The sequence below is a fragment of the Paenibacillus sp. LS1 genome (assembly GCF_026013365.1).
Lineage (GTDB): Bacteria > Bacillota > Bacilli > Paenibacillales > Paenibacillaceae > Paenibacillus.
On the sequence record NZ_JAPDOE010000001.1, the window covers coordinates 2,134,843 to 2,158,373 of the forward strand.

General features: G+C 47.2%; 21 protein-coding genes. 3 read left to right on the forward strand and 18 right to left on the reverse strand.

Annotated features, from left to right (window positions below; all coding sequences use genetic code 11):
- Positions 1 to 22 precede the first annotated feature (22 nt).
- Complete coding sequence (ilvD, locus tag OM416_RS09260) at positions 23 to 1,708, forward strand: dihydroxy-acid dehydratase (RefSeq protein ID WP_024633084.1); 1,686 nt, start codon at positions 23 to 25, stop codon at positions 1,706 to 1,708.
- 263 nt (positions 1,709 to 1,971) lie between these two features.
- Here ilvD and OM416_RS09265 read toward each other — a convergent pair whose 3' ends face one another.
- Positions 1,972 to 3,375, reverse strand: coding sequence for a polysaccharide deacetylase family protein (locus OM416_RS09265; RefSeq protein ID WP_264928700.1), 1,404 nt, complete (start codon positions 3,373 to 3,375; stop codon positions 1,972 to 1,974).
- Positions 3,376 to 3,549: 174 nt separating this feature from the next.
- Between OM416_RS09265 and OM416_RS09270 the strand changes: the two genes are divergently transcribed.
- Positions 3,550 to 4,746 (forward strand): AI-2E family transporter, encoded by a 1,197-nt coding sequence (locus OM416_RS09270; RefSeq protein WP_264928702.1) that lies wholly within the window; start codon positions 3,550 to 3,552, stop codon positions 4,744 to 4,746.
- Here OM416_RS09270 and OM416_RS09275 read toward each other — a convergent pair.
- From OM416_RS09275 to cymR, 15 genes are all read right to left on the reverse strand, one after another.
- Entirely contained in the window at positions 4,725 to 6,425 is a 1,701-nt protein-coding gene (locus tag OM416_RS09275; RefSeq protein ID WP_264928704.1) for a peptidoglycan D,D-transpeptidase FtsI family protein, read from the reverse strand. The two genes, OM416_RS09270 and OM416_RS09275, sit on opposite strands and share 22 nt — an antisense overlap.
- Before the next feature lie 236 nt (positions 6,426 to 6,661).
- Positions 6,662 to 8,950 carry a methyl-accepting chemotaxis protein gene (locus OM416_RS09280; RefSeq protein ID WP_413775756.1) on the reverse strand — a complete coding sequence of 763 codons (2,289 nt, stop codon included), beginning with the start codon at positions 8,948 to 8,950 and terminating at the stop codon, positions 6,662 to 6,664.
- Positions 8,951 to 9,185: 235 nt separating this feature from the next.
- Positions 9,186 to 10,514: a peptidase U32 family protein gene (locus tag OM416_RS09285; RefSeq protein ID WP_264928708.1), complete on the reverse strand. Its 1,329-nt coding sequence runs from the start codon at positions 10,512 to 10,514 to the stop codon at positions 9,186 to 9,188.
- 17 nt (positions 10,515 to 10,531) lie between these two features.
- Complete coding sequence (locus OM416_RS09290) at positions 10,532 to 11,461, reverse strand: peptidase U32 family protein (protein ID WP_264928710.1); 930 nt, start codon at positions 11,459 to 11,461, stop codon at positions 10,532 to 10,534.
- Positions 11,462 to 11,475: 14 nt separating this feature from the next.
- A complete protein-coding gene (mltG, locus tag OM416_RS09295; protein WP_264928712.1) occupies positions 11,476 to 12,516 on the reverse strand; it encodes an endolytic transglycosylase MltG in 1,041 nt (346 codons plus the stop codon).
- A 75-nt stretch (positions 12,517 to 12,591) separates the two neighbouring features.
- On the reverse strand, positions 12,592 to 12,906 hold the full coding sequence (locus OM416_RS09300; RefSeq protein WP_062835870.1) for a DUF1292 domain-containing protein: 315 nt from the start codon (positions 12,904 to 12,906) through the stop codon (positions 12,592 to 12,594).
- The gene (locus tag OM416_RS09305; RefSeq protein WP_017686820.1) at positions 12,907 to 13,206 is read right to left on the reverse strand and encodes a DUF1292 domain-containing protein; all 300 of its coding nucleotides are present in this window, start codon (positions 13,204 to 13,206) and stop codon (positions 12,907 to 12,909) included.
- A gap of 12 nt (positions 13,207 to 13,218) precedes the next feature.
- Complete coding sequence (gene ruvX / locus OM416_RS09310) at positions 13,219 to 13,635, reverse strand: Holliday junction resolvase RuvX (RefSeq protein WP_062835871.1); 417 nt, start codon at positions 13,633 to 13,635, stop codon at positions 13,219 to 13,221.
- A gap of 128 nt (positions 13,636 to 13,763) precedes the next feature.
- Complete coding sequence (locus OM416_RS09315; protein WP_036616950.1) at positions 13,764 to 14,024, reverse strand: IreB family regulatory phosphoprotein; 261 nt, start codon at positions 14,022 to 14,024, stop codon at positions 13,764 to 13,766.
- A gap of 129 nt (positions 14,025 to 14,153) precedes the next feature.
- Complete coding sequence (alaS, locus tag OM416_RS09320) at positions 14,154 to 16,775, reverse strand: alanine--tRNA ligase (RefSeq protein WP_264928720.1); 2,622 nt, start codon at positions 16,773 to 16,775, stop codon at positions 14,154 to 14,156.
- Between the two features lie 435 nt (positions 16,776 to 17,210).
- Entirely contained in the window at positions 17,211 to 18,278 is a 1,068-nt protein-coding gene (locus OM416_RS09325; RefSeq protein ID WP_062835873.1) for an AI-2E family transporter, read from the reverse strand.
- A 295-nt stretch (positions 18,279 to 18,573) separates the two neighbouring features.
- Entirely contained in the window at positions 18,574 to 18,783 is a 210-nt protein-coding gene (locus tag OM416_RS09330) for a hypothetical protein (RefSeq protein ID WP_017686815.1), read from the reverse strand.
- Between the two features lie 10 nt (positions 18,784 to 18,793).
- Positions 18,794 to 19,315, reverse strand: coding sequence for a PRC-barrel domain-containing protein (locus OM416_RS09335; RefSeq protein WP_169481832.1), 522 nt, complete (start codon positions 19,313 to 19,315; stop codon positions 18,794 to 18,796).
- A 164-nt stretch (positions 19,316 to 19,479) separates the two neighbouring features.
- Positions 19,480 to 20,631 carry a cysteine desulfurase family protein gene (locus OM416_RS09340; RefSeq protein WP_264928725.1) on the reverse strand — a complete coding sequence of 384 codons (1,152 nt, stop codon included), beginning with the start codon at positions 20,629 to 20,631 and terminating at the stop codon, positions 19,480 to 19,482.
- A gap of 112 nt (positions 20,632 to 20,743) precedes the next feature.
- Complete coding sequence (gene cymR / locus OM416_RS09345) at positions 20,744 to 21,163, reverse strand: cysteine metabolism transcriptional regulator CymR (protein WP_062835876.1); 420 nt, start codon at positions 21,161 to 21,163, stop codon at positions 20,744 to 20,746.
- Between the two features lie 321 nt (positions 21,164 to 21,484).
- Between cymR and mnmA the strand changes: the two genes are divergently transcribed.
- Positions 21,485 to 22,609 (forward strand): tRNA 2-thiouridine(34) synthase MnmA, encoded by a 1,125-nt coding sequence (gene mnmA / locus OM416_RS09350; RefSeq protein ID WP_264928727.1) that lies wholly within the window; start codon positions 21,485 to 21,487, stop codon positions 22,607 to 22,609.
- 131 nt (positions 22,610 to 22,740) lie between these two features.
- On the opposite strand, the gene crcB (OM416_RS09355) is transcribed toward mnmA, so the two are convergent.
- Entirely contained in the window at positions 22,741 to 23,100 is a 360-nt protein-coding gene (gene crcB, locus OM416_RS09355) for a fluoride efflux transporter CrcB (RefSeq protein WP_264928729.1), read from the reverse strand.
- Positions 23,097 to 23,498, reverse strand: coding sequence for a fluoride efflux transporter CrcB (crcB, locus tag OM416_RS09360; RefSeq protein ID WP_264928731.1), 402 nt, complete (start codon positions 23,496 to 23,498; stop codon positions 23,097 to 23,099). Before crcB (OM416_RS09360) ends, crcB (OM416_RS09355) begins: the two co-directional genes overlap by 4 nt.
- Between the last annotated feature and the right edge of the window lie 33 nt (positions 23,499 to 23,531).

A 23,531-nucleotide genomic window follows, 5' to 3' on the forward strand; every position in this document is an offset into this window, starting at 1 on the left:
ATATATTTGGGGGGAATACACCATGTCAGCCAAGAAGATGCGTTCCGATATGATCAAAAAAGGTTTTGACCGCGCACCACACCGGAGTTTGCTCCGCGCAGCGGGCGTTAAAGAAGAGGATTTCGGCAAGCCGTTTATTGCCGTATGTAACTCATACATCGATATCGTGCCCGGCCATGTCCACCTTCAGGAATTCGGTAAAATTGTAAAGGATGCTATTCGTGAAGCCGGTGGCGTTCCATTCGAATTCAACACCATCGGAGTAGATGATGGTATTGCCATGGGACACATTGGTATGCGTTACTCGCTGCCAAGCCGTGACATTATTGCGGATTCCGTGGAAACCGTTGTATCTGCACACTGGTTCGACGGCATGGTATGTATCCCGAACTGCGATAAAATTACACCCGGCATGATGATGGGTGCACTCCGCTGTAATATCCCTACCGTGTTTGTCAGCGGTGGACCGATGAAAGCCGGTCGTGACAGCAATGGTAAAGCTCTTTCCCTGACTTCCGTATTTGAAGGCGTGGGTGCTTACCAAGCAGGTAAAATCGATGATAAGAGCTTGCTCGAACTTGAACAGTTCGGCTGTCCGACATGTGGATCATGCTCCGGTATGTTTACTGCAAACTCCATGAACTGTCTGGCTGAAGCAATGGGACTGGCTATGCCAGGTAACGGAACCATCCTTGCCGTTGCTCCTGAGCGTCGTGAGTTTGTTAAACAATCCGCTAAACAATTGATGGAACTTATTAAAATGGATCTGAAACCACGTGATATCGTAACTGTAGAAGCGATCGATAACGCGTTTGCACTGGATATGGCGATGGGTGGTTCTACGAATACAGTACTGCACACACTGGCACTGGCTCATGAAGCAGGCATCGAGTATCCAATCGAACGTATTAATGAAGTAGCTAACCGCGTTCCGCATCTGGCGAAACTTGCACCTGCTTCCGATCTTCACATCGAAGACGTTCACAATGCAGGCGGCGTAAGCGCAGTGCTGAACGAATTGCTCAAGAAACCAGGCGCAATTCATGGAGACTGCATTACGGTAACAGGTAAAACAATCCGTGAGAACGTTGAAGGACAAGAAATTCAGGATACAAATGTCATCCACCATCTGGATAACCCGCATTCCGAAAAAGGCGGCCTGGCTGTATTGTTTGGTAACCTTGCACCACAAGGAGCGATCATCAAAGTTGGTGCGGTTGATGCTTCGGTTGGCGGATACCACAAAGGTCCTGCCATCTGCTTTGACTCCCAAGAGCAAGCGCTCGAAGGTATTGCTAACGGCAAAGTTAAAGAAGGTCATGTTGTCGTTATCCGTTATGAAGGACCAAAAGGCGGACCAGGTATGCCTGAGATGCTGGCTCCAACTTCCCAGATCGTAGGTATGGGTCTTGGTGCTAAAGTCGGTCTGATCACCGATGGACGCTTCTCTGGTGCATCCCGCGGAATCAGTATCGGACATATCTCTCCGGAAGCAGCTGAGGGTGGTCCAATCGCCTTTGTTGAAGAAGGGGACATCATCGAACTGGATCTGAACAACCGTATCATTGAATTGCACATCAGTGACGAAGAGTTTGAACGTCGTCGCGCAGGTTGGAAAGGCTTTGAACCGAAAGTAAAAACCGGTTACCTGGCTCGTTATTCCAAACTGGTTACGAATGCAAGCAATGGCGGCGTACTGAGTATCTAATTCATGAGATCCGTTATCTAACTCAATGGAAACAAGCTAATAAATAAAGGGTTGCTCTTCTGCCATATCTGGCGAAGAGCAACCCTTTTTCTTTCACGCTAATTAGGACGTGTCTGAAAACTCGCTGAAGTGCATCTTTTACCGCCTTTTCGCCCCCTGCTGCGTCACTTTCCCTTGACGTGCCCCGGCACGCCTGCGGAAAACTTCCTGGCTTGGAACGAAAATTCGGCAAAATCTGCCTATTAGGAGTTTTCAGACACGCCCTAGTTCCGCTCTGGAAGAATCTCTTGTTCGATTACTAGCGACCCAACTCTAGTCTCTTCTGCTGTTGCTGCCACCTGCGTTGTATGTTGACCATAACGTTCAAGCAGCAGATCCAGCGGCATGGCAATCATCTTGGGCACCAATTGTTCTGTGCGCTGTTTCAGACGTTTGGTTCCTGCCGGATGGATCACACTTAACAACAGCTTCAGGTACACTTTGGATGCAGCACTGAACGGTCCAGGGGGCAAATCTTGTATGGTAAAGCCGAACTTTTCCGGACCTCTATTAATCATACTCACACCGTATATGGCCTTGGCAGAGCGTAAATCAGGTTCGAGTGCTACCATGCGTGCCAAGTCCGGTAATTGCTGCTCCATGGTCCGAATCATGCGAATAGCCAAATGCATACTGGACCGTGAAGTCACCCCAAGTTCGAACAATTTCTGATTGTCAAAATGCAGTTCAATCACCGGATCTCCGTTTTGAATGACATGGCCGTCATTCATTTCCACCCGCGCTCCGTGATATACACGGGATCTGAAGTGCAGCATCGGGTCCTCTGGCGAAGCCGTCCGCAGATGATATACCCAGTGGAACAGCTTTTCCCAGCCCAGCCATAAGGCCACGACGATTCTTTTCCACAGCTTCAACGGTGCCTGTGATTGAGTCCTGCTCTGAGATTCGCTCACTGTCATACCTCCCATTAACGTATCTACGCGTACACTTTGCAGCCCAAGCCGTTCGGCTTCCTGCAAGACGACTTCCAGCGCCTGAAGCATCTGCTCCGGCGCGTGTGCATCAGCACCGAGAGTGGTTCCTCGATCATGCAGCAGCATGACCTCTCCACCTCTTAGTTCCTTCAGCATCCGTTCGGTCAATCTCTGGGCACCGACTCGGCTTCTCCAGTCTTCAAACATGGAAGACCACAGTACGATCTTGCGTTCTTTCTTGCTGAAAAAATCAAACAGATTCATAATCCCCCACGGTGGACGATAATAACAGGTCTTCTCTCCGGTTACTTCATGAATAATCTGACCGGTTCGCTGGATCTGGTTACGAACGGTACGTGGCCGCATGAGCCAGTTCGTTTTGTGAATATAGTTATGAATACCAATAAGATGGCCTTCCTCATGTATGCGCTGAATGAGTTCTGGATGTCTCGCAGCATGTTCTCCAACGACAAAAAATGTTGCTTTGGCTTGATGCTGACGAAGCAGATCAAGCAGTCTCGGCGTATAGTGTGGATCTGGCCCATCGTCAAACGTTAAGGCAAATTGTGTATCACTTCTTCCCCGTCTGAATACACGAAAACCGAAAAGCCTGCTAATCAAACTTGGAATAAAGGCGTAAAAAGATGAAAGATACAATAACCACAGTAGAATACTCTGAAGTATCGTTGTCATGTTGCAAGCTCCCCACTTCTCCTGCTGAATTACGGTGCGCCATGGCACTATCTAAAATAAACCGCCTTTAATTTTATCATAGTTCAGACTTTTCTTGAATCCTGTTTTCCCAAAAAGATAGCTATCGTGTACAATAAATACAATCTAATTATTGCCATTAAAGGAGCCATGTCCATGCTACCGCTTTACAAAAAATACGGGCGAACCGTCTTTGACATCGCATTGCTCGTATTAACCGTGTATGTGATCATGTACGGTTTCAGTCAATTATACCAAGTGGCTGCACCCGTCTTTTTATCATTCATCGTGTATTGGATGATTGAGCCGCTGGCCAAATTCTTACATCGCAAAGGATTGCCCAAGACGCTTGGAGCCGCCATCTCCGTCTTGTTGTTTCTTGCTTTGATTGTCGCTGCCTTTTTTGGTGTGGGTTTGATTATCATTTCACAAATTTCCAATCTACAAGATAATTTCCCCGTATACATTGAAATGATACAGCGTGAATTCACCAATCTGGTTCTATTCATGCAGGACAAGTCGGATGCTCTGCCTGATGGTATTATGGAAAAAGCGAACGAATATTTCGCAACACTGACCGGTTTCCTGTCCAAATGGGTAACTAGCGGAGCACAGTTCGTCGTCGGCTTCCTCAGTTCATTCTCTTCGTTTATTACAAACTTCGGAATTGCGATTATTCTGGCTTTCTTTCTTAGTATCGAGATTGAATCCTGGCGCAAGTTCGCCCATGCGAAAACGCCTAAAACATTGAAGTTAGCTATTGAATTCATGCGTAATCATGTGTTCAAGACAATCCGTTCGTATTTGAAGGCACAGATGATCATGATGCTTATTACGTTCGTATTGATTTATGCAGGGTTGTTGATTTTGGGAACCTCTAACGCTTTTACCATTGCAGCCATCTGTGCGGTCTTTGATCTGGTACCTTTGCTCGGTGTTCCTGTTGTATTCATTCCATGGATTGTCTACTTGTTTATTATAGGCAACAGTAGCCTGGCGATTGGCCTGATTGTCATTCTGGCAGTAACGATGCTGACACGACAATTGCTAGAACCGAAAATTTCGGGTAACTCGATTGGTGTATCTTCGGCGTACTTGATGCTTTCGTTTATGCTGATCTCCCTTTCAATCTTTGGCCTGGCTGGTGTAGTGTTATCTCCAGTGCTCCTGATCCTTCTGAAAGAACTGTTACAACAAGGGTACCTGCAAAAGTGGATTCACCTGCCAAAAGATGAATTTGAATCCTCTCCATTGGTCATGGACCCACCCGTTAACAAGGCCTCAGCGAATTCTGCCGAGTCGACGACACATCGTACTGTTCCTACAGAAGATCACGAGGACTCAGCCAAGTAATCCATGACCTTTCTGAAGAGAGCTGTCGCCTGATGATTGCTGTCTGGTGAGACATTCTGGACAAGAACAGCTACAGCGTACTTGGGTTTCTCTATCGGTCCATAACCAATGAACCATTGATGATTGAGCTTCTCCCCATGTTTCTGTACCTGAGCTGTACCTGATTTCCCTGCAATATGCCATCGTGCACGTTGCAGGGATTTTCCTGTTCCCTCACGGACTACCTTATTCATCCAGGATAGCAGTTTATGCGCTGTTGCGGGAGCAATCTGTCCGGCTGCTGAAGGTGAATCATGCAAGGGCATCTCTACCATGGTCCCACCATCAGCATACCGGATGCGCTCGACGAGACGTGGGGCACTAACCTTGCCATCATGCAATAATGTCACGATCAGATTGGCAGCTTGCAGCGGTGTGACCAAGACATCCCGCTGACCAATCGCTGTCTGGATTTTCGCCCCTTCATCGGCAGACGAAACAGCCTTTGTCCTCACACGGCCGTGATCTTCATGATCAAAGTGCCGTAACACGGGCATGCCTGCCATCTGTTTCCCCTCCCAACCAACAGGACGCGCCAGTCCAAGACGATCTGCCGTCTGCTCCAGTTGCTCCATACTAAGCCTGCGCGCCGTTTCCGCGAATACGACATTGCAAGACTCGGCAAACCCTTGCTCCAGATTCAAATTTCCATGCCCATGCTCCTTCCAGCAGGACAGTCCATATTTTCCGTACTCACCACCACAATGAAATTCTTCTCCGTTAGAAACCGCATGATAATCCAACGCGGCCGCTGCAGTGACGATTTTGAAAATGGAACCAGGTACGGCTCCCTGTACTGCACGATTCCCCCAAGCCGATTGTTTGGGGTCCACGTGTTGTGGCTGATAGAAAGGGTGGGATATCATGGCGCGAACATCTGCGTTAGCGACATCAAGCACAACAACGGCCCCCTCTTCTAATCCAGACTCTTCTGTCAGCTGCTCCAACCCACGCTGCAACTCGGCATCCACAGTAGTTTCCACACGTAGAGGGTAATGGCTATTGGCTGGTGCAATGACACGCGGCTGAATATCTGAGATTATCTCTCCACCACCCGAAACCATACGTGATACAAGCGTAGGGCCAATGCCCATTAACAGAGGTTCAAGCGTTCTCTCCAGTCCAGCTGCCCCTGATTTCATGGCAAAAGGCTGTTTCACTTCATCCTGATGCCCAGGTTGTCCTTTGAAAGATCCAGGCTGTTCAGCCAGATAACCCATCCACTGCATTCCCGTATGCCCCTGAATATACCTTGTCATCATCGGATATATGCTGGCTCCTTGCAGGTGCAAAGTACGTAGGCGCTCAACCTGAGATTCGGTCAAATGAGCAGGCTGAGATGCACCTGCTGTCCAAAAATGAGGTGCCCCCTCCTGATTCCATTCCTTGTTCAATTGATCCAGATCCGTATGTAATATAGCTGCCAACTGTGCCATCTCGAAGCCTTCCAACTCCCCATCATGCTTGCGTAATTTCTCTGTTACACCCGCCTGTGGAAAAAGAACCAAGCCCCATTGCAGCTTACCCGTCAATGCATTGCCTTTGTAATCCGTAAATTGTCCCCGCCCTGGATCAAGCATCACACCACGTTCACGCTGCAAAACAGACATTTCACGTACCGTTCGGTGAAATCCAGGCATAGTCTGATTCACCTGAACGATCTGAACCCACCCCAAGCGCAATATAAGTAACCCAAAGATGAGGCTTAGAACAATACAAGCTATATAGATTCGCCGTTTCGCAAGGAGATGCATCCCAATCTCACCTTTTGTCGTTTTGACATATTATTGCTGATAAGCCTTGGAATTATCCGGTAAACATAAAGAAAACCTGTCCCACGTGCGGGACAGGTTCTCCTCTTTTCATTCTTGGCTTGTTAAACCGTAAAGCGTGACAATGTTTCTTTCAGCTCAGTGGACACGTTCTCCAGTTTGCCAGACAGATTAACCAGCTGGTTACTGATATTTTGCTGTTCACTGCTCAAGGAAGCTACTTCTTGAGACGTTGCAGAAGATTCTTCAGCTACGGCGCTGACATTACTCATCGCTTCGGACAACGTACTTTGAGATTTGTTCAAATCTCCAATAGAACCTGTCACCATGCCCAAACGTTCTACAAATGCACCCATCTGTTCCTGTACGGAAGCGAAGATGACGTTGGTATCTTTAACCGCATCCATCTGTTCCTTGAATAACGGATATGCTGCAGACAAAGCATCCACTGTCTCATTCATTTCCGTCATGATTTTGTCTGTGATCTCTCCAACCATCTCAATGGATTGTCTGGATTGAGCCGCGAGCTGACGAACCTCATCAGCCACCACCATGAATCCGCGTCCGGCCGCGCCAGCACGTGCTGCTTCAATGGTTGCATTCAGGGAAAGGATATTTGTCTGTTTTGTTATGTTTTGCAGAACTTCAAGCACTTTCAGAACAGAAGACGTGCTCTCTTTCAGTGAATCAACCTTATTCACCAGTGCACCAATCATTTCTTCTGTCTTCTGGGTTTTGGTCATCAACTGATTCAGATGTTGTGATCCTGTTTGACTAGATTTCTCTACATGACGAGCAGAATCGCCCATCTGTTCATTAGCAGCAATTACACTCTCCATCTGACGAGAGATATTATCCGTCAATTCATTGCCACGTTCCGCTTCGGTTGCCAGACTGCCTGCACCACCTGCAATTTCTTCTGTAGCTACAGCGATCTCAGAAGCAGACACTGCCGTTTTCTTGGATGCACTGCTCAGCTCGGATGCGGTATCCAGTACTTCCTGCGCAGATCGATTGGTTTGTTCAACCAGCTTCGTGATCTGCTCCATCATCAGATTAAATGCGGATGAGAGCTGGCCAATTTCATCTTTGGAACTATATGGGGTACGAACTTTAAGATTACCTTTCGCACCTTCCTGCATCAGATCTTTCAATTTGCCAAGTGGACGAGCGATCATGCGAACCATCCAGATTCCGATCAACACTGCAATACCCGCATCAATCAGCGCCATCCACAGTGTCAAGGTCAGAATACCTTTGGCATCCTGAACCAAAACAGAGGTAGGTATCATACCAACCAATTTCCAATTGGATGTCTCCATCGTGCTGTATACAGCCAGCATTTCAGTAGGTTTGTCATCCACCGTATACTCCGTATTCGTGCTACCTGCTGGTTCGGTTAGTTCTTTGACAAATGCAAGCTCTGTATCTTGTCCCGTACGATCCGAGATGGAGGATGCAACCACTTTATTATCCGGAGCGATCAGTTGCAGAACAGCTCCTGGTCCCAGATCAAGCGATTTCAATTGTTCCTCCAGAACTTCCAGCTTCAGTTCAATCACCAGAACATACGACTGGGTAGTCCCTTGCAGGTTCTTCATCGAACGTGCAATTTTGAACGTTGGGATCGAACCATCTTCCTTAACTTCTGTTGGAAGCCAGCGATAACCCCCTGCCTCGATTAACTCAGTATACCAAGCTTCCTGGCGGATGCTGCCCATGGACGAACTGTTGCTACCCGTACCCATAATGGACTTGGTATCATCCGTAGGTACCAAATAAATCGCTTCCATAGATTTATTTGTAAATGCAATATTGGACAGTTGCTTGTTGATTGAACTTGAATTCACGAATGTATCATACGCAGTCAAATTCTTATCTGACATTTTTTGTAGCAAGGACTGCATTTCCGGATCAAAGAAAATCTGTGTGGATGTGTCCACAAATCTCTCCAAAATGATGTCCATTTTTTGTTTGGTCTGATCAATCGTCTCCTGATTTGCTCGTGACGCATTGGTCTCAATCGTGCTCTTCGCTTTCGCATAGGATAATAGACCCAAACTCACTACAAAAATCATAATGCCCGCAAAGAAGATCAAGAACAGTTTAACCCCTACGGATTTAACCGGATTCGCCTTCCTAATCTGTTTGAAAGAAGACCCCCCAAGATTTTTCCAATCCCGGTCTTTCAATTGTTTCTTCACCCAATCGGTCTTGATCCAGCCTAGCTTGAGCTTGCTGCGATCAATCTTGAACATTTTTTTGCCACTACCTGTAGTCTTGCTTTTTGCTACCTTCTCTTTCTTTACTTTCTGAACCTTCTCAGGCTTAACCTGCTCGGCTTTTGTCACTTGCTCCCCACTGTCTTTCTGCTTCTTTTGAACCAATCCCATTCACCTGCCAGTAATTTACTTGTTGGATTTTTCTTTCTCTCCCCTATAAGTATGTAGTATTCGACAGCTTTCTTCGTTCCCCTTTCACATTCCAGAAATATTTTACAACTTTATTCCTATTTTTCTATAAAAAAAAGACCCCCATATGCCGATAAACGGAGGTCCCAAATGTGAATTTCATAACACTATTTTGTTAAATCATAATACAATATTGACACATTGTAGGTATTTGAGCCTATTTCTTTTTTCTCATCATATCGAAGTACGAAACTGGCTGATCTACCTTCATTCTAATCAGTTGCAACGGGTGACGCGCAGCATCGAGAACATTGCCTTCTTCATCCTGTATTTCACCGACTACCTGTTTGAAAAAGTGACCTCCCGGACTAAAAAATTCGATTTCCTGTCCCGGTTTGAAGTGATTGCGCTGTTGAATGGTTGCCATTCCTGTTTCAGCATCATATCCCATGACCAATCCAGCGAAGTCAAAAGGTACGGCCTTTTCTTCCGGTTCATAGATATGATCTTCATGGTCTGGTGTATCATAGAAAAACCCGGTATTCAGCGGACGATTTGCCGCTTTGTTCATTTCTTCAACCCACTCAGGCTTCAGAACATAATTTTCCGGGTCAGCCATATAGGCATCAATCGCTTGACGGTATACGTTAACCACGGTAGCCACATAGTGAATTGATTTCATACGTCCTTCGATCTTGAAACTGTCCACACCCACATCAATCAACTCGGGGATATGACCAATCATACATAGATCTTTCGATCCCATGGAGAATGAATTGTCCTGTTCCTGGAAGAGGGGAAGTTGGTTCTCACCCAGTTTGAATGGCGCAGGTGCCTGCATCTGCATGTCCTCTTCGCTGACCCACACCGTATCTTCTCTCGCATCCTCGAACAGATCATACTTCCAGCGGCAAGACTGGCAACAGCCGCCCCGGTTGGAGTCCCGATCCGTAAAGTGATTGGAGAGCACACAACGGCCAGAATACGATGAACACATCGCCCCGTGAATAAAGGCTTCGATTTCAATATCCACATTCGCCTTGATTTCTTCAATCTCTTCAAAGCTGGTCTCACGTCCGAGAACAACACGCGGGAGTCCTTCATCTTTCCAGAACTTCACGGCTTGCCAGTTAAGTGTGGATTGTTGAGTACTCAGATGTACCTCAAGGCCCGGCACAGCACGAAGGGCTACTTCAATGATAGCCGGATCGGCTACGATGATCGCGGAGATTCCCGCATTATAGAGGTTCTGCAGGTACGTTTCGATACCTTCAACATCCTCATTATGTGCATAGATGTTCGTCGCTACGAACACTTTAGCTCCATACTTTTTGGCAAACTCTACACCTTCACGCATCTCTTCAAAGCTAAAGTTATCCGCGTTGGAGCGCAGTCCATAGGCCTGTCCACCGATATATACGGCATCTGCACCGTAATGGATCGCAAATTTCAGTTTTTCCAGATTACCCGCCGGAGCTAGCAGCTCCGGTTTGTCCAGACGGTTACGTTTACCCGAGAACTTCCGCTGTACCGCCACTGTTTCCATTCTGTTCACCTCGTCTATTAATACACTTGTTCTTTATAGAAAAATCCAAACGACAATTCACGTTCAGGGTCTTGTAATTGCCGCACCTCAGCGAGCCAATCTTCAGAGAACGCATATGCATCGGCATCGGCTACATAACTGTCTATCGCTGCCCGATACGCACGTACAACAGCTTCATTGTAAGCAAGCGATTTTAACATGCCTTCAACTTTGAAACTGTGCACACCCGCCTCCATCAACAGATGAAGATCTTCGAGGATACATATATCCTCAGAGCTCATAATGTGCGTACCGTTAATATCCTCATAGATCGGGAATTTCTCATCCCGGCGCTCAGCCTCGATCAGGAACAATCCCCGTTCTTTACCCAGATGTCCTTCAACCGGCCGTCCTTGATGAGCCATGTAACTTTGCACCAGACTGCGCTTCGAATGATAAATATTCGTCATACCATGCACCTGAACCTGAGCTTCTACCTTCAAAAAAGGAACCATTTCCGTCAGCTCGTCCATATTCAACTCACGGGCAAGCACAACACGACTCGCTCCCTTGGTTCCCCAATAGTTGGCCGTCGCATAGTTCGTTGAAGTCATCTCTGCGTTCCAGTGCAGCTTAACATGTGGCGCGTATTCCTTCATGGTAGCCAGCACAGATGGATCATTAAACTCCACACCATCCACACCGATTCTACCCAAAGCCTGAACATATTCAGGCAATTCTTTCAGCAGATCGTTGGACATTAGATTAGTCATGGATACATACACACGCGCCTGATGTTTGGCTGCAATGGCAACCACCTCTGCTGTCTCTTCCACACTGAAGCTGCCTGGAAGACGCATGCCGAATCGATCATCTCCAATGACCAAAGCATCTGCTCCAGCCTGAAGCAACACTTCTGCCTCTTTCACATTCGCTGCTGTAACGAGCAGTTCATGTTTCTTACTCATATAATCCCCTCCGCTTATTGCGCAGCCTTACTTTTGGCTATATTTTGCTGATGTTCCTTATACGTTTTGGCAAACAAATGTCCGGACGAACCATCCTTTTTCGTCACATAGAACAGATACTCCGATGCTTCCGGATTTAGCGCTGCCTCAATGGACGGAAGACTTGGACTGGCAATTGGACCTGGTGGTAAGCCTTTGTTCAGATACGTATTGTAGGGACTTTGCACCTTCAGATCCTTGAAAAACAATCGCTCCTTCGGCCTGTCCAGCAGATATTGCACAGTAGCATCAATCTCCAGCTTCATATCCTGATTGATCCGATTGTAGATTACACCTGCTACCAGAGCACGCTCCTCATCCACCACAACTTCTTTCTCCACCAGTGACGCAATCGTCAGCAGCTCATGAAGAGAAAGGTTCTTTTCCTGGAGCTTGGCTTCCAGACCAGGAATGGAATTGATCTTGGTCTGGAATTCTTCCAGCATCCGTTGCATCACATCATGCGTGGAACTTCCCTTTTTCAGCTCATATGTCTCCGGGAACAGATATCCTTCCAGTACATACCGAAGTTCTTCATCCACTGGAATATCTTTGACGATATCCACATCGAAGGCTGAAGGATCATTGGCCAGTTTGATGAATTCATCCCGATCAACAACATGCTCATAAGAAAGCTTACCCGCCATTTGCAGAACGTTATACCCCTCCGGAATTGTAAACTTCACCATTTCTTCTGGTACAACTTCACCACTACTCAGCTTGTTAACAATCTCATCATATGTCACGCCAGGATTCATAGAATATGTACCCGCCATGAAATTAGAACCTAGTTTTTTCCACTTTAAATACCCTTTAAAGGCTAACCCGCTTCGAATGAGCCCTTCTTCTTGAAGCTGATCCGCAATTTTCGAAGTTCCCGATCCGCTCTTAATCTCAAATACGACCGGTTCTGTAGAAGCTTCCACAGGACGCATCATACTCCATACGTATCCACCTGCGCCTCCGGCAAGAACTACAATGATAAGCAGTATGACTACTATTGCTTTCCCTTTCAAAAAAGAAACAACTCCTTTACACAACCAAAAAGAGCGGACTTCTCCGCCCTCCCGGTTTCTTCAATTTGAAGCTGATTAATCTTCGTCAATGGGGAGTGTACATTCATCATACAGTTCCGAGATGTTCTCCCACTCATCATCATCGTCAATCGTAACTAACTCCGGCATGATCTGGTCTTCACTTCCAGGCGATACCCGCAGAAGTTCAACCTCGTCATAAGGTCGCAACGAACTGCGGAGCACCGCGTATTGCTGACCGCCGACTTCGAACTCAGCCAACAAGTCATACGGTTGTGATTTACCGTTCTCTTCTTCGAGCTCAACATGAGCACCGAATGCCAGACGCAGTGAATCTGTCCATTTCAGGTCTTTGCGGCTATATTCCGTCATTTAGTTCGCTTCCTCTTCATCTTCAGCAAGAAATGTATTAAACGTCTCCTCGACGATATCCCACTCGGCATCATCTTGGATGACGAAAAGTTTAATATCGTCGCCCTCTTCTTCATAACGGAATGCATATACATCCGTTTCGCCATCTTCAGGTTCAACCGGAGCAACCATCATGTACTTGGCCTCCGAACCATCTACTTCAAACTTCATGATGACTTCGAATTCCTCTTCATTACCCTCGTCATCCGCAATGTAAATAATTTCCGCTTCTTCTTCCATACCCAGTTGATCTTCAGCCATTGTTGATCCCCCTCACCTTCTACTATTGGCATCCAAATAATTTTGCAAAATCAAGCTTGCGGCCATTTTGTCCACAACCTGCTTGCGTTTTTTCCGACTGACATCCGCTTCAATCAGCGTTCGTTCTGCTGCCATGGTTGTCAGCCGTTCATCCCAAAGGTGAACAGGTAAATTCAGTTCATCCCGCAGGCGTTCGGCAAAAGCAATACATATCTCACCGCGCGGTCCTACGGTGCCGTTCATGTTTTTGGGAAGTCCAACTACGATCTCACTAATCTCATGCTCACGCACAAGCTCGGCAATCCGAGCGAACTCGCCTTCATCACGACGGCGTTCTAGCACTTCCAATCCCTGGGCAGTCCAACCGAAGGCGTCACTCGCGGCAACTCCGATTCTTCGGTCCCCATAGTCCAAACCTAATATTTTCATCCATGCTCTCCCATCCTCAAGCCGGCTCAGGTCGATTACTAATAATCACCTTCTCAAGCTTCAGGCTGTCTTCTGTCGGTTCGTTTCCCGCTGCCTGCATGGCTGCAACACAGCGGAAGCGGCGTACATTACCGGTGATTGGCCAGATAGGAACGTACAAGCTCTTCAATCAGCTCATCGCGCTCCTTTTTACGGACCAGACTACGTGCGTTGTTGTGACGAGGAATGTATGCCGGGTCTCCGGAAATCAGATACCCAACAATCTGGTTGATCGGATTATACTCCTTATCGACCAATGCATCATATACCGTGAGAAGAATCTCTTTGGATGATGCTTCCTGCTCGTCACCTTTCACATTAAATTTAACCGTCTTATCCATGGAGTCCATTGATGACACCTCGCTCCTGCATGAACATGGGGACCATGTCCTGCCGAATTGATTTCTGTTTATATAATAACATATTCTGACTGCCACAAGTAAACAAAGGATAAGGCAATTGTGTTTTTTGCTTGTCCTTTACTGGCTAACTAACGAAACCGCCAGTTTCAGCGCTTCATCCAGCTTGGTTGCATCCTTACCTCCGGCTTGCGCCATATCTGGACGTCCACCACCGCCACCGCCGCATACTGCTGCGACTTCTTTGACGATTTTGCCTGCATGTAATCCTTGTTTTACTTGTTCAGCAGGTACAGCGACTACAAAATTCACTTTGCCATCGGCTGCGGCACCCAATACGAGTACGGCGTTAGGCAATTTGATTTTCAACTCATCGGCCACTGTGCGAAGTGCATCCATGTTCGGAGCATCTACACGTGCTGCGAGCAATTGTGTATTTCCTGCTTGTACCACTTGATCGGTCAGTTGACCTGCTTCCATGGCACTCAGCTTGCTTTGCAGGGATTCAGTCTCTCTAGCTGCTTCTTTCAGTTGCAGGTTCAGACCTTCAATCCTTTTAGGCACATCAGCCACATTTGCTTTGAGCAACGCTGCTGATTGCTTGAGCAATTCCAACTGGCTTTCCACATACAGATATGCGCCACGGCCAGTTACAGCTTCGATCCGACGAACGCCGGAGCCGATCCCGCTCTCGCTCACCAGTTTGAAGATTCCGATCTCTGAGGTATTATTTACGTGACAGCCGCCACAAAGTTCCAAACTGTAGTCTCCAACTTGAACGACTCGTACAATATCTCCATATTTTTCGCCAAACAGGGCCATCGCACCCATTTCTTTGGCTTCATCAATAGCTTTCAGCTCGATGTTCACGTTCAGACGATTCCAGATCTGTTCGTTTACCTGACGCTCAATCTCTGTCAACTCTTCCGGGGTGATGCTGCCGAAGTGAGAGAAGTCGAACCGCAGACGCTGTGGCTCTACGAGCGATCCTGCCTGGTTTACGTGTGTGCCGAGCACATCTTTGAGTGCTTTGTGCAGCAAGTGAGTTGCCGTATGGTTTTTGATAATGTCGCCGCGTTTCGCAGCGTCTACTTGAGCATTGATCAGATCGCCTACACGCAGTTCACCGGACTCCACAGTAACCAGATGTACATGTTGTCCGAGTGGAGCTTTGAACAAGCCTTGTACTTTCGCTGTTACACTAGCACCGCGCAGCAAGCCCTGATCACTCACTTGACCGCCACTTTCTGCGTAGAAAGGAGTCTTGTCCAGAACAACCTGGCACGTCTGTCCTTCGCCTACAGTGTCAACAAGGGCGTCACCGGCAACGATGGCTACCACTTTTGCTTCCGTCAACAGGTCAGTATAACCAACAAACTCGCTTTTAACCTCCAGATCAGCAAGCGGCCCACCTTGGACTTTCATGCTCTCGTTTTCTTGACGCCCAGCACGTCCAAGCTCACGTTGTTTCTGCATGGAAGCATCAAAACCTTCACGATCCACAGTCAGACCATGCTCTGCAGCATAATCTTCTGTCAGGTCAAACGGGAAACCGTACGTATCATACAGTTTGAAAGCTTCAGGTCCGCTAATTACGGTGCGGCCTTCGGATTTGGCAGTGCGACTCATATCAGCCAGAATAGCCAGACCATCCGTGAGTGTTTCGTGGAAACGCTCTTCCTCGGTTTTGATCACTTTGGCGATGAACTCTTGTTTGTCCACTACCTCAGGGTAGTACATTCCCATCACTTCACCAACGGTTGAGGTCAGTTCATACAGGAATGGACGGTCGAGTCCAAGAACTTTACCATAACGAACTGCACGGCGAAGTAAACGACGAATGACATATCCACGTCCTTCATTACTTGGCAGAACGCCATCACCTACTGCAAAGGCAACGGTACGAATATGATCGGCAATGACTTTCAGTGCAACATCGATCTCGACACTGTCGTTATATTTCACACCCGCAAGAGCGGCTGTTCTCTGAATCATCGGTTGGAACAGGTCTGTGTCGAAGTTGGAATCCACATTTTGCAGAATGGAAGCAAAACGCTCCAAACCAGCACCTGTATCAATATTTTTGTTAGGAAGCGGTGTGTAGCTGCCATCTTTGTTATGGTTGAACTGCGAGAATACCAGGTTCCACACTTCCAGATAACGTTCGTTTTCTCCACCTGGATACATCTCAGGATCACTCATGTCGTTTCCGTAAGCTTCGCCGCGGTCATAGAAGATCTCGGTACAAGGTCCGCATGGGCCTTCGCCGATATCCCAGAAGTTCTCATCCAATTTGATGATACGCTCCGCAGGCAGTCCCACTTTTTCGTTCCACAGTTTGAAAGCTTCTTCATCTTCCGGATATACCGTAACGGACAGACGCTCTGGATCGAAACCGATCCACTCTTTGCTGGTCAGGAACTCCCATGCCCAAGTAACCGTCTCTTCCTTGAAGTAATCTCCAATGGAAAAGTTGCCGAGCATTTCGAAGAACGTATGGTGACGGCGCGTTTTGCCGACATTTTCAATATCATTGGTGCGGATACACTTTTGGGAATTCGCAAGGCGCGGGTTCTCCGGCTTCTCACGTCCGTCAAAATAAGGTTTGAGCGGTGCCATACCCGCATTAATCCACAAAAGAGAAGGATCGTTGTGAGGTACGAGCGATGCGCTCGGCTCGATTTTGTGACCTTTACTTGCAAAAAACTCTATCCATTTGGACCGGATTTCACTGGCTTTCATACTGGATGCCCCCATTAAATTATAATAGTCCGTTGCGTATTCGCTCCGGTTGGTCAACATTGTTTTTCTAAAAATAAACACAAAAAACGCCCCTGAATAATCAGGGACGATGTTATCGCGGTACCACCCTGGTTATTGCTGTTCATCCCTTGCTGCCCGGACAAACAAACAATCTCCTCGTTCATGCGAAATAACGGTCGCACCCGGCAGGGTTGTCCTGCACTCCGAAATTAGCTTTCCGCCGCTTCATCTTTCAAGACTCTTCCAGCCATCAGTTCAGGCTCACCCTGATCTGAAGAAGTCTATTCTCTGAGGAAAGGAACCCTCGGCGTACTTTATTTCATCATCGATTTCATGTTCTAAACATACACACTCATTATATCGGTAGCATAAGCGGGTGTCAACGCGGCTTCTTTGAAGGTCTAAGCCTACTATTTAGTCAGTCCTTCGTTTGATGTAATAGGCGAAAAAGTGCTGCACGATCACCTTCAGGACAGCAAAAACGGGCACCGCCAGAATAAGACCTACAATGCCTGCCAGTTCACCTCCGACGAGCAGTGCAAATATAATCGACAGTGGATGCAGATGAAGCGTTCGCCCCACCACTTGAGGAGAGATAACGTTGCTTTCCAGCACCTGGCACAGTGTGTTCACAATGACAACAAGCAGCACCATTTTAAACGATACCGTCGATGCCATGACCACAGCAGGGGCAGCACCAAGGAACGGCCCCAAGTAGGGTACAATGTTAAACACCGCCACAATGCTCGCAAGCAGCAGCGCATACGGCATATCAATGACGATATAACCTATGTAGGCAAAGATACCAACAATGACACAGACAATAAACTGTCCTCGTATGTAGTTTCCCAGCGCAGTATCGATCTCTTTCATCACCGAGACAATCGCTTTGCGACGTGAACGAGGAAGATACGCCACAATGGTGCGTTCGAACACCTCAAAGTCTTTTAACATGTAGAAGATCAAGAAAGGCACGATAAACACATTGAACAACACATTGATGGTCGCCCCGATATTGTCCATTAGCACAGTAATCCCTTGAGTTAGTCGATCCTCCATCTGAAAGAACCAGCTGTTCATGCCTGTTCGCACACTTGGTGGCATTAATTTGTGATCCATATTGTTCATCAAGCTCTGGGCGCGCATGGACAGCTCTGGCATATGCTCGTTAAGTTCCTCCAGCTGTTCAATCAATACTGGAATGACATTCATCAGAATGACACCGATACAGGTCAGGAAAAAGGCATATATGAGCAGTACTGCAATCGTACGCGGCACCTTGCGTCCTCCCAGCATGCTCACAATCGGATTGAGTACATAGGATATGATAAGAGCTACGATAAAAGGTGCCAGCACTGTTTTCAGGAAAGCATATATATGAAGCAGTAAAGGCCGCAGCAGCCATATAAAATACAGAATGATCAATCCGAGCAGCAGCCAGATCGCGTAACGGAAAAACTTGTTTTTGGTTAATTGCTCCACTTGTATCTCTCCTTTTGGACTGGCTCTGAGAGTCAGTATATGTAGGAAAGGTAATATTTATTAACACAGCGCAGAAGTGGAAAGCAGCAATCATCACATTTTTTTCCTGAACCAAAAAAACGCCTCCTTCATCAGAGAAGGAAGCGCATCTTGCGGTCCGGGGTAACATATAATCAACCATGTCCCACCCGAACCATTATGTAACCGCATCTATATACACCTGCCAACAAGTAACGACAGCATCCCATGACATACATTGTCATGAAACCGCATATAGAGGAAGTTATCCTGCTTTTTAAGAAGAAGCGTGAAGATGAGGGAAGTCTTGCGGCAGCTCGTCCCCGAAAAAGAGATCATCCAGGGAACTCAGCGTACCGTCTTCTTCCACCTGATATACAGACATTTTCTCACCGTTCACCGTTAATTCGATAAAGCATCCCCAGCAATAAAACTGGTGGGAACCAATTTTCCCAATATCTTTGGAACTACAGTTTGGACATTTCATATTCATTCACCTATCCATTAACAGAATGAATGGCATTTTCCAAGCGTTGTTCACTCAGCGGCGGCACCATAATGGCACTTTCCCCGATGGACATATCGCTTGTACATGGCAGCCATTTGCGGCCCTCGATCAGATCGGACACAAAACCGTCCGTAATTTCAATCCCTACTATTGTATTTCCCAACTCCTGGTCAAAATAAACATCAGAGACACGTCCAAGCAGCAAACCTTCTTCGGTGAGCACGGACATCTCCTTCAATTTAGACCGACCGAGGAGGTACGTGTATTTTATGTCGTCGGCTCCCGTCTTGCGGACAGCCTGTTGATTACGGATCATGACGGCATCCTCGCCATAGGCAACGATATCTTGCCACTGTACGATTTTGACATGATTGGTAAACAGGCCTTTGTTCTCAAGTTCAATGCCTTCGATCTCCCAATCATCATTCACAATGAAATCCTGGATTTTACCGACCTGCTTCCCGTCCTCAACATCAAAAACGGCAAGTCCGATCATTTCCTGAAGCTTCATCGCTGGGTCCCCCTCATCTTCTTATCATTAAATAGGCGCGGCGCTATTGCTAGGTATGCCCAAAGTTGATGAGTGGCAATCAGACGCCGATCATCAAAACCGCTTCTATCCAACCGATGAAATGGAACTTCTTCCCTCCTTCTGTTCCATGTGTAAAGTTCCCCTTAGGGTCTATTACGCAGTCGCCCAAGAATGGTTCCAATTTTTTCGGCGGTTATCATGATTTCTTCCGTAGTATTACCCAATCCCCAGCTAAATCGAATCGCAGAGTGTAAAAAAGTCTCTGGCAGATCCATCGCTTTGAGCACGTGAGATACTTCAAGCGAACCGGAAGTGCAGGCAGAACCGCTTGCCACAGCGATTCCTTCCATATCCAGATTCATTAACATCGTCTCAGTGGACACTTCCGGAAAGCTGATATTCAGGATGTTTGGCAACGTATGCTCGGGGTGCCCATTCACATGAAAGTGCTCCGTCCCCACATGACTCTCGAGCTGTTCCAACAAAAGCTTCCGCAATTCCAAATCATGCTGACGATGCGCCTCCGCATGCTCTGATGCAATCTTGAGGGCCTCTGCAAATCCGGCAATACCCGCAATATTTTCCGTTCCTGCGCGTCGTTGACGCTCTTGCAGCCCACCGTGTGCTCTTGCTTCCAGCACAATTCCTCGCCGTACGTAGAGTGCACCCACGCCCTGAGGTCCATTGATTTTATGGGCAGAGAAGCTGATCAGATCCACAGGCAGTTCCTTGCAGGAAATATTCTGGCTGCCTAGAGCCTGAACCGCATCGGTATGGAACAGAATATCATGCTGGCGGGCAAGCTCACCCACCTCGCGGATCGGCTGAATCGTGCCTACTTCGTTGTTGGCATACATCATGGTAATCAGCACCGTATCCGGTCGAATGGACTCTTGCAGCTCATCCAGACTTATTCGTCCATAACGATCAACAGACAGATAAGTTACTTCGTAGCCTTGACGCTCCAGTTCCTGACACGTATGCAAAACAGCATGGTGCTCAATGACCGTCGTAATGACGTGTTTCCCTTTGTCCTGTCTTGATGAGACTGCTCCAAAAATGGCCAGATTGTCGCTCTCCGTGCCACCTCCGGTAAATACCAATTCGTCCGGGAAACAGCCCAAAGACGCCGCAATGACATCCCTTGCTCCGCTGACGGTCCGTTTGGCTTCACGCCCAAAGGCATGGATACTTGATGCGTTGCCATATTGCCCTGTCATGACGTTCATCATCGCTTCTGCGACTCGTGGATGCATAGGTGTCGATGCGGCGTGATCCAAATAAATTCGTTTCATTTATCTTCACCCCGTTATATGTTAAAATATCTTGTTTTTCTGTTAAGGCATGGATAAAGCCCCCAAATGGGGGCTCAAGTATGTTACCATGTCAAGTTCATAGAAGTCTTTTTTAAATGTAAAACATGTAACTATCTTTTTTCTCTTGATCCTGGAATGTAATCAGGTCTTTCAGTGTTGTGGAATCCAACACTTCCGCAATGCCGTCACGAATACGCAACCATAGATCACGCTTCGCCGGATCATCTTCTTCCGTGAAGTCTACTGGGGAGATTGGCCCTTCCAGTACACGGATCACGTCGCCTGCAGTCACGGTTGCGGGATCACCCGCAAGGATATAACCGCCGTAAGCACCTCTAATGCTCTTCACCAGTCCTGCATTGCGCAATGGAGCGATCAATTGCTCCAGGTAATGTTCCGAGAGCTGGTTGCGCTCGGCAATGCTTTTAAGTGATGTAGGGCCTTCGCCTGTTCTAGCAGCCAGCTCCATCATGATTGTGAGGCCGTAACGGCCTTTTGTCGATATTTTCAAAGGAGTCACCTCTTTCAATTTTCAGAAACGCTTGGAAACTTTATAATATATCCTGTGGTCCATGACCGTCTGTTTCACGATCTGTCCACAGCGGAGATGCATTGAGATTAGCATAAACCTTCTAATCCTCCGTATTCCGATCATAACCCTCAGCTAATGTTAACATATCTGCATGCTTTATGGAAAAGAAAGATTGACGATATTCCAAAATGTGCGTCTGTGGTGGACACTATCCAAAATTGGCCGGGTGTATCGTATCTTGAGTACGGTTATGATAGAATAAGAAACGAAACACATTTATATATAGAAATGGTGATAACGATGTCCAAAACAATTGAAAATACACGGGTCGTCGTTGGCATGTCCGGAGGTGTCGATTCTTCCGTTACCGCACTGCTGCTGAAAGAGCAGGGTTACGATGTCATCGGCATTTTCATGAAAAACTGGGATGACACCGACGAGTTCGGCCACTGTACCGCTGAAGAAGATTCAGAGGACGTACGCCGCGTATGTGAACAGATCGGCATTCCGTACTACACTGTCAACTTCGAGAAAGAATATTTTGATAAAGTATTTACCTATTTCCTTGATGAATATAAGTCGGGTCGCACGCCAAATCCGGATGTCATGTGTAATCGTGAGATCAAATTTGGTGAATTTCTGAACAAAGCTCTGGATCTCGGCGCAGATTATGTAGCTACAGGACACTATGCTCGCTTGATTGAAGAAGATGGCACACTCAAGTTGCTTCGTGGTGTGGACAACAATAAGGATCAAACGTATTTCCTTAACGCACTCAATCAGAACCAGCTGTCCAAAGCCATGTTCCCGATTGGTCATCTGCCCAAACCGGAAGTACGCAAAATCGCAGAAGCGGCTGGTCTGTATACTGCCAAGAAAAAAGACAGCACAGGTGTCTGCTTCATCGGTGAGCGTAATTTCAAAGAGTTCTTGAGTAACTATCTGCCTGCCAAAGGTGGAGACATGGTTGATATCGCGACTGGTGAAGTTAAAGGCCGTCATGATGGTCTGATGTACTACACACTTGGCCAACGCCAAGGTCTTGGCATTGGCGGTTCCGGCAATGGTGAACCCTGGTTTGTTGCAGACAAAAATCTGGAGAAGAATCAACTGCTTGTTGTTCAGGGCGATGCCCATGCAAGCTTGTACTCCACTGGTCTTATCGCAACAGGTGTGAACTGGATTGCTGGTGCTGAGCACATGCCTAATGTGCCATACCGTTGTACTGCCAAGTTCCGCTATCGTCAGCCGGATCAAGGTGTTACACTGACCTGGCAGGAAGATGGAAGTGTGGATGTACAATTTGACCAGCAGCAAAAAGCCATTACGCCAGGACAAGCCGTTGTTTTCTACGACGGAGAGGTCTGCCTGGGTGGGGGTACGATCGATCAGGTGCAAAAAGTACCTGTACCCGCGATGCAATAATAGAGCTTGTCCATTAAAATGCGGATTATACACAATACCGTGTATCCCTATTAAAAAAGCCGTCTTTCATGTATACCATGAAGGATGGCTTTTTTCCTGCTTTTCTTTGCAAAAAAATTAAAAATAGTTCGTTATGCAGTCAACCAGACTCCTGCCCAGGCGGCCAACAACCCAATTACAACCGAACTAACGACGTAGAGCGCCGCTTTGGCGTATCGTTGTCGACCCATAAGTCCTAACGTTTCATAGCCAAAGGTGGAAAATGTGGTGTACGCACCGCAGAATCCGGTTCCCCACATCACCCAGGTTCCATCTGAGATCATCTCAGATTGGTGCCACCCATATAACAACCCAAGCAGCAGTGAACCACTGATATTGATGATCCATGTTCCCCACGGAAAAGCCGTTCCCAGCAAGCCAGAGGCCCATTTCCCCAGACTGAAACGCAGTACAGCACCCAGCATACCTGCAAACCCAATCCATAGGATCATGAGGCATCACCCTCTTGTCTTCGTGCTCCCAACATACGCTGTCCAAGGCTCATTCCCAGCGCACAGAGCAACAACCCTGCCAATAGACTTACGATCATATAAATTGCAGCTTTGACCCATTCTCCACCCTCGGATAAACGAACAATATCCAGTGTAAACGTGGAGAATGTCGTAAATGCGCCAGTAAAACCTGTACCAATCGCCAGTCGAAGTTGTGGTGTTATTTTGCCTGGAACAGCTATGGTAAAGAACCAACCTAAAAAAAGGCTGCCAATCGCATTGATTAGCAGCACCGCCCAAGGAAAGCCCACATGAGCAGCTGGTATCCCTAACTGTATGGCATATCGGGTCATTGTACCGAGAAATCCACCTACTCCTATATACAAAAGCTCTTTCATGTTATGTGCATCTCCCGAGTGATCTGACTGATC

What these genes read in the sequence shown, in the direction of transcription:
- OM416_RS09315 (WP_036616950.1), bottom strand. Translation starts at nt 14,024, where the DNA reads ATGGACTCCATGGATAAGACGGTTAAATTTAATGTGAAAGGTGACGAG.
- OM416_RS09265 (WP_264928700.1), bottom strand. Translation starts at nt 3,375, where the DNA reads ATGACAACGATACTTCAGAGTATTCTACTGTGGTTATTGTATCTTTCA.
- OM416_RS09275 (WP_264928704.1), bottom strand. Translation starts at nt 6,425, where the DNA reads ATGCCTGGATTTCACCGAACGGTACGTGAAATGTCTGTTTTGCAGCGT.
- OM416_RS09330 (WP_017686815.1), bottom strand. Translation starts at nt 18,783, where the DNA reads ATGAAATGTCCAAACTGTAGTTCCAAAGATATTGGGAAAATTGGTTCC.
- OM416_RS09290 (WP_264928710.1), bottom strand. Translation starts at nt 11,461, where the DNA reads ATGAGTAAGAAACATGAACTGCTCGTTACAGCAGCGAATGTGAAAGAG.
- OM416_RS09285 (WP_264928708.1), bottom strand. Translation starts at nt 10,514, where the DNA reads ATGGAAACAGTGGCGGTACAGCGGAAGTTCTCGGGTAAACGTAACCGT.
- alaS (WP_264928720.1), bottom strand. Translation starts at nt 16,775, where the DNA reads ATGAAAGCCAGTGAAATCCGGTCCAAATGGATAGAGTTTTTTGCAAGT.
- ruvX (WP_062835871.1), bottom strand. Translation starts at nt 13,635, where the DNA reads ATGAAAATATTAGGTTTGGACTATGGGGACCGAAGAATCGGAGTTGCC.
- ilvD (WP_024633084.1), top strand. Translation starts at nt 23, where the DNA reads ATGTCAGCCAAGAAGATGCGTTCCGATATGATCAAAAAAGGTTTTGAC.
- crcB (WP_264928729.1), bottom strand. Translation starts at nt 23,100, where the DNA reads ATGATCCTATGGATTGGGTTTGCAGGTATGCTGGGTGCTGTACTGCGT.
- mnmA (WP_264928727.1), top strand. Translation starts at nt 21,485, where the DNA reads ATGTCCAAAACAATTGAAAATACACGGGTCGTCGTTGGCATGTCCGGA.
- OM416_RS09305 (WP_017686820.1), bottom strand. Translation starts at nt 13,206, where the DNA reads ATGGCTGAAGATCAACTGGGTATGGAAGAAGAAGCGGAAATTATTTAC.
- OM416_RS09300 (WP_062835870.1), bottom strand. Translation starts at nt 12,906, where the DNA reads ATGACGGAATATAGCCGCAAAGACCTGAAATGGACAGATTCACTGCGT.
- OM416_RS09270 (WP_264928702.1), top strand. Translation starts at nt 3,550, where the DNA reads ATGCTACCGCTTTACAAAAAATACGGGCGAACCGTCTTTGACATCGCA.
- OM416_RS09340 (WP_264928725.1), bottom strand. Translation starts at nt 20,631, where the DNA reads ATGAAACGAATTTATTTGGATCACGCCGCATCGACACCTATGCATCCA.
- crcB (WP_264928731.1), bottom strand. Translation starts at nt 23,498, where the DNA reads ATGAAAGAGCTTTTGTATATAGGAGTAGGTGGATTTCTCGGTACAATG.
- OM416_RS09335 (WP_169481832.1), bottom strand. Translation starts at nt 19,315, where the DNA reads ATGAAGCTTCAGGAAATGATCGGACTTGCCGTTTTTGATGTTGAGGAC.
- OM416_RS09280 (WP_413775756.1), bottom strand. Translation starts at nt 8,950, where the DNA reads ATGGGATTGGTTCAAAAGAAGCAGAAAGACAGTGGGGAGCAAGTGACA.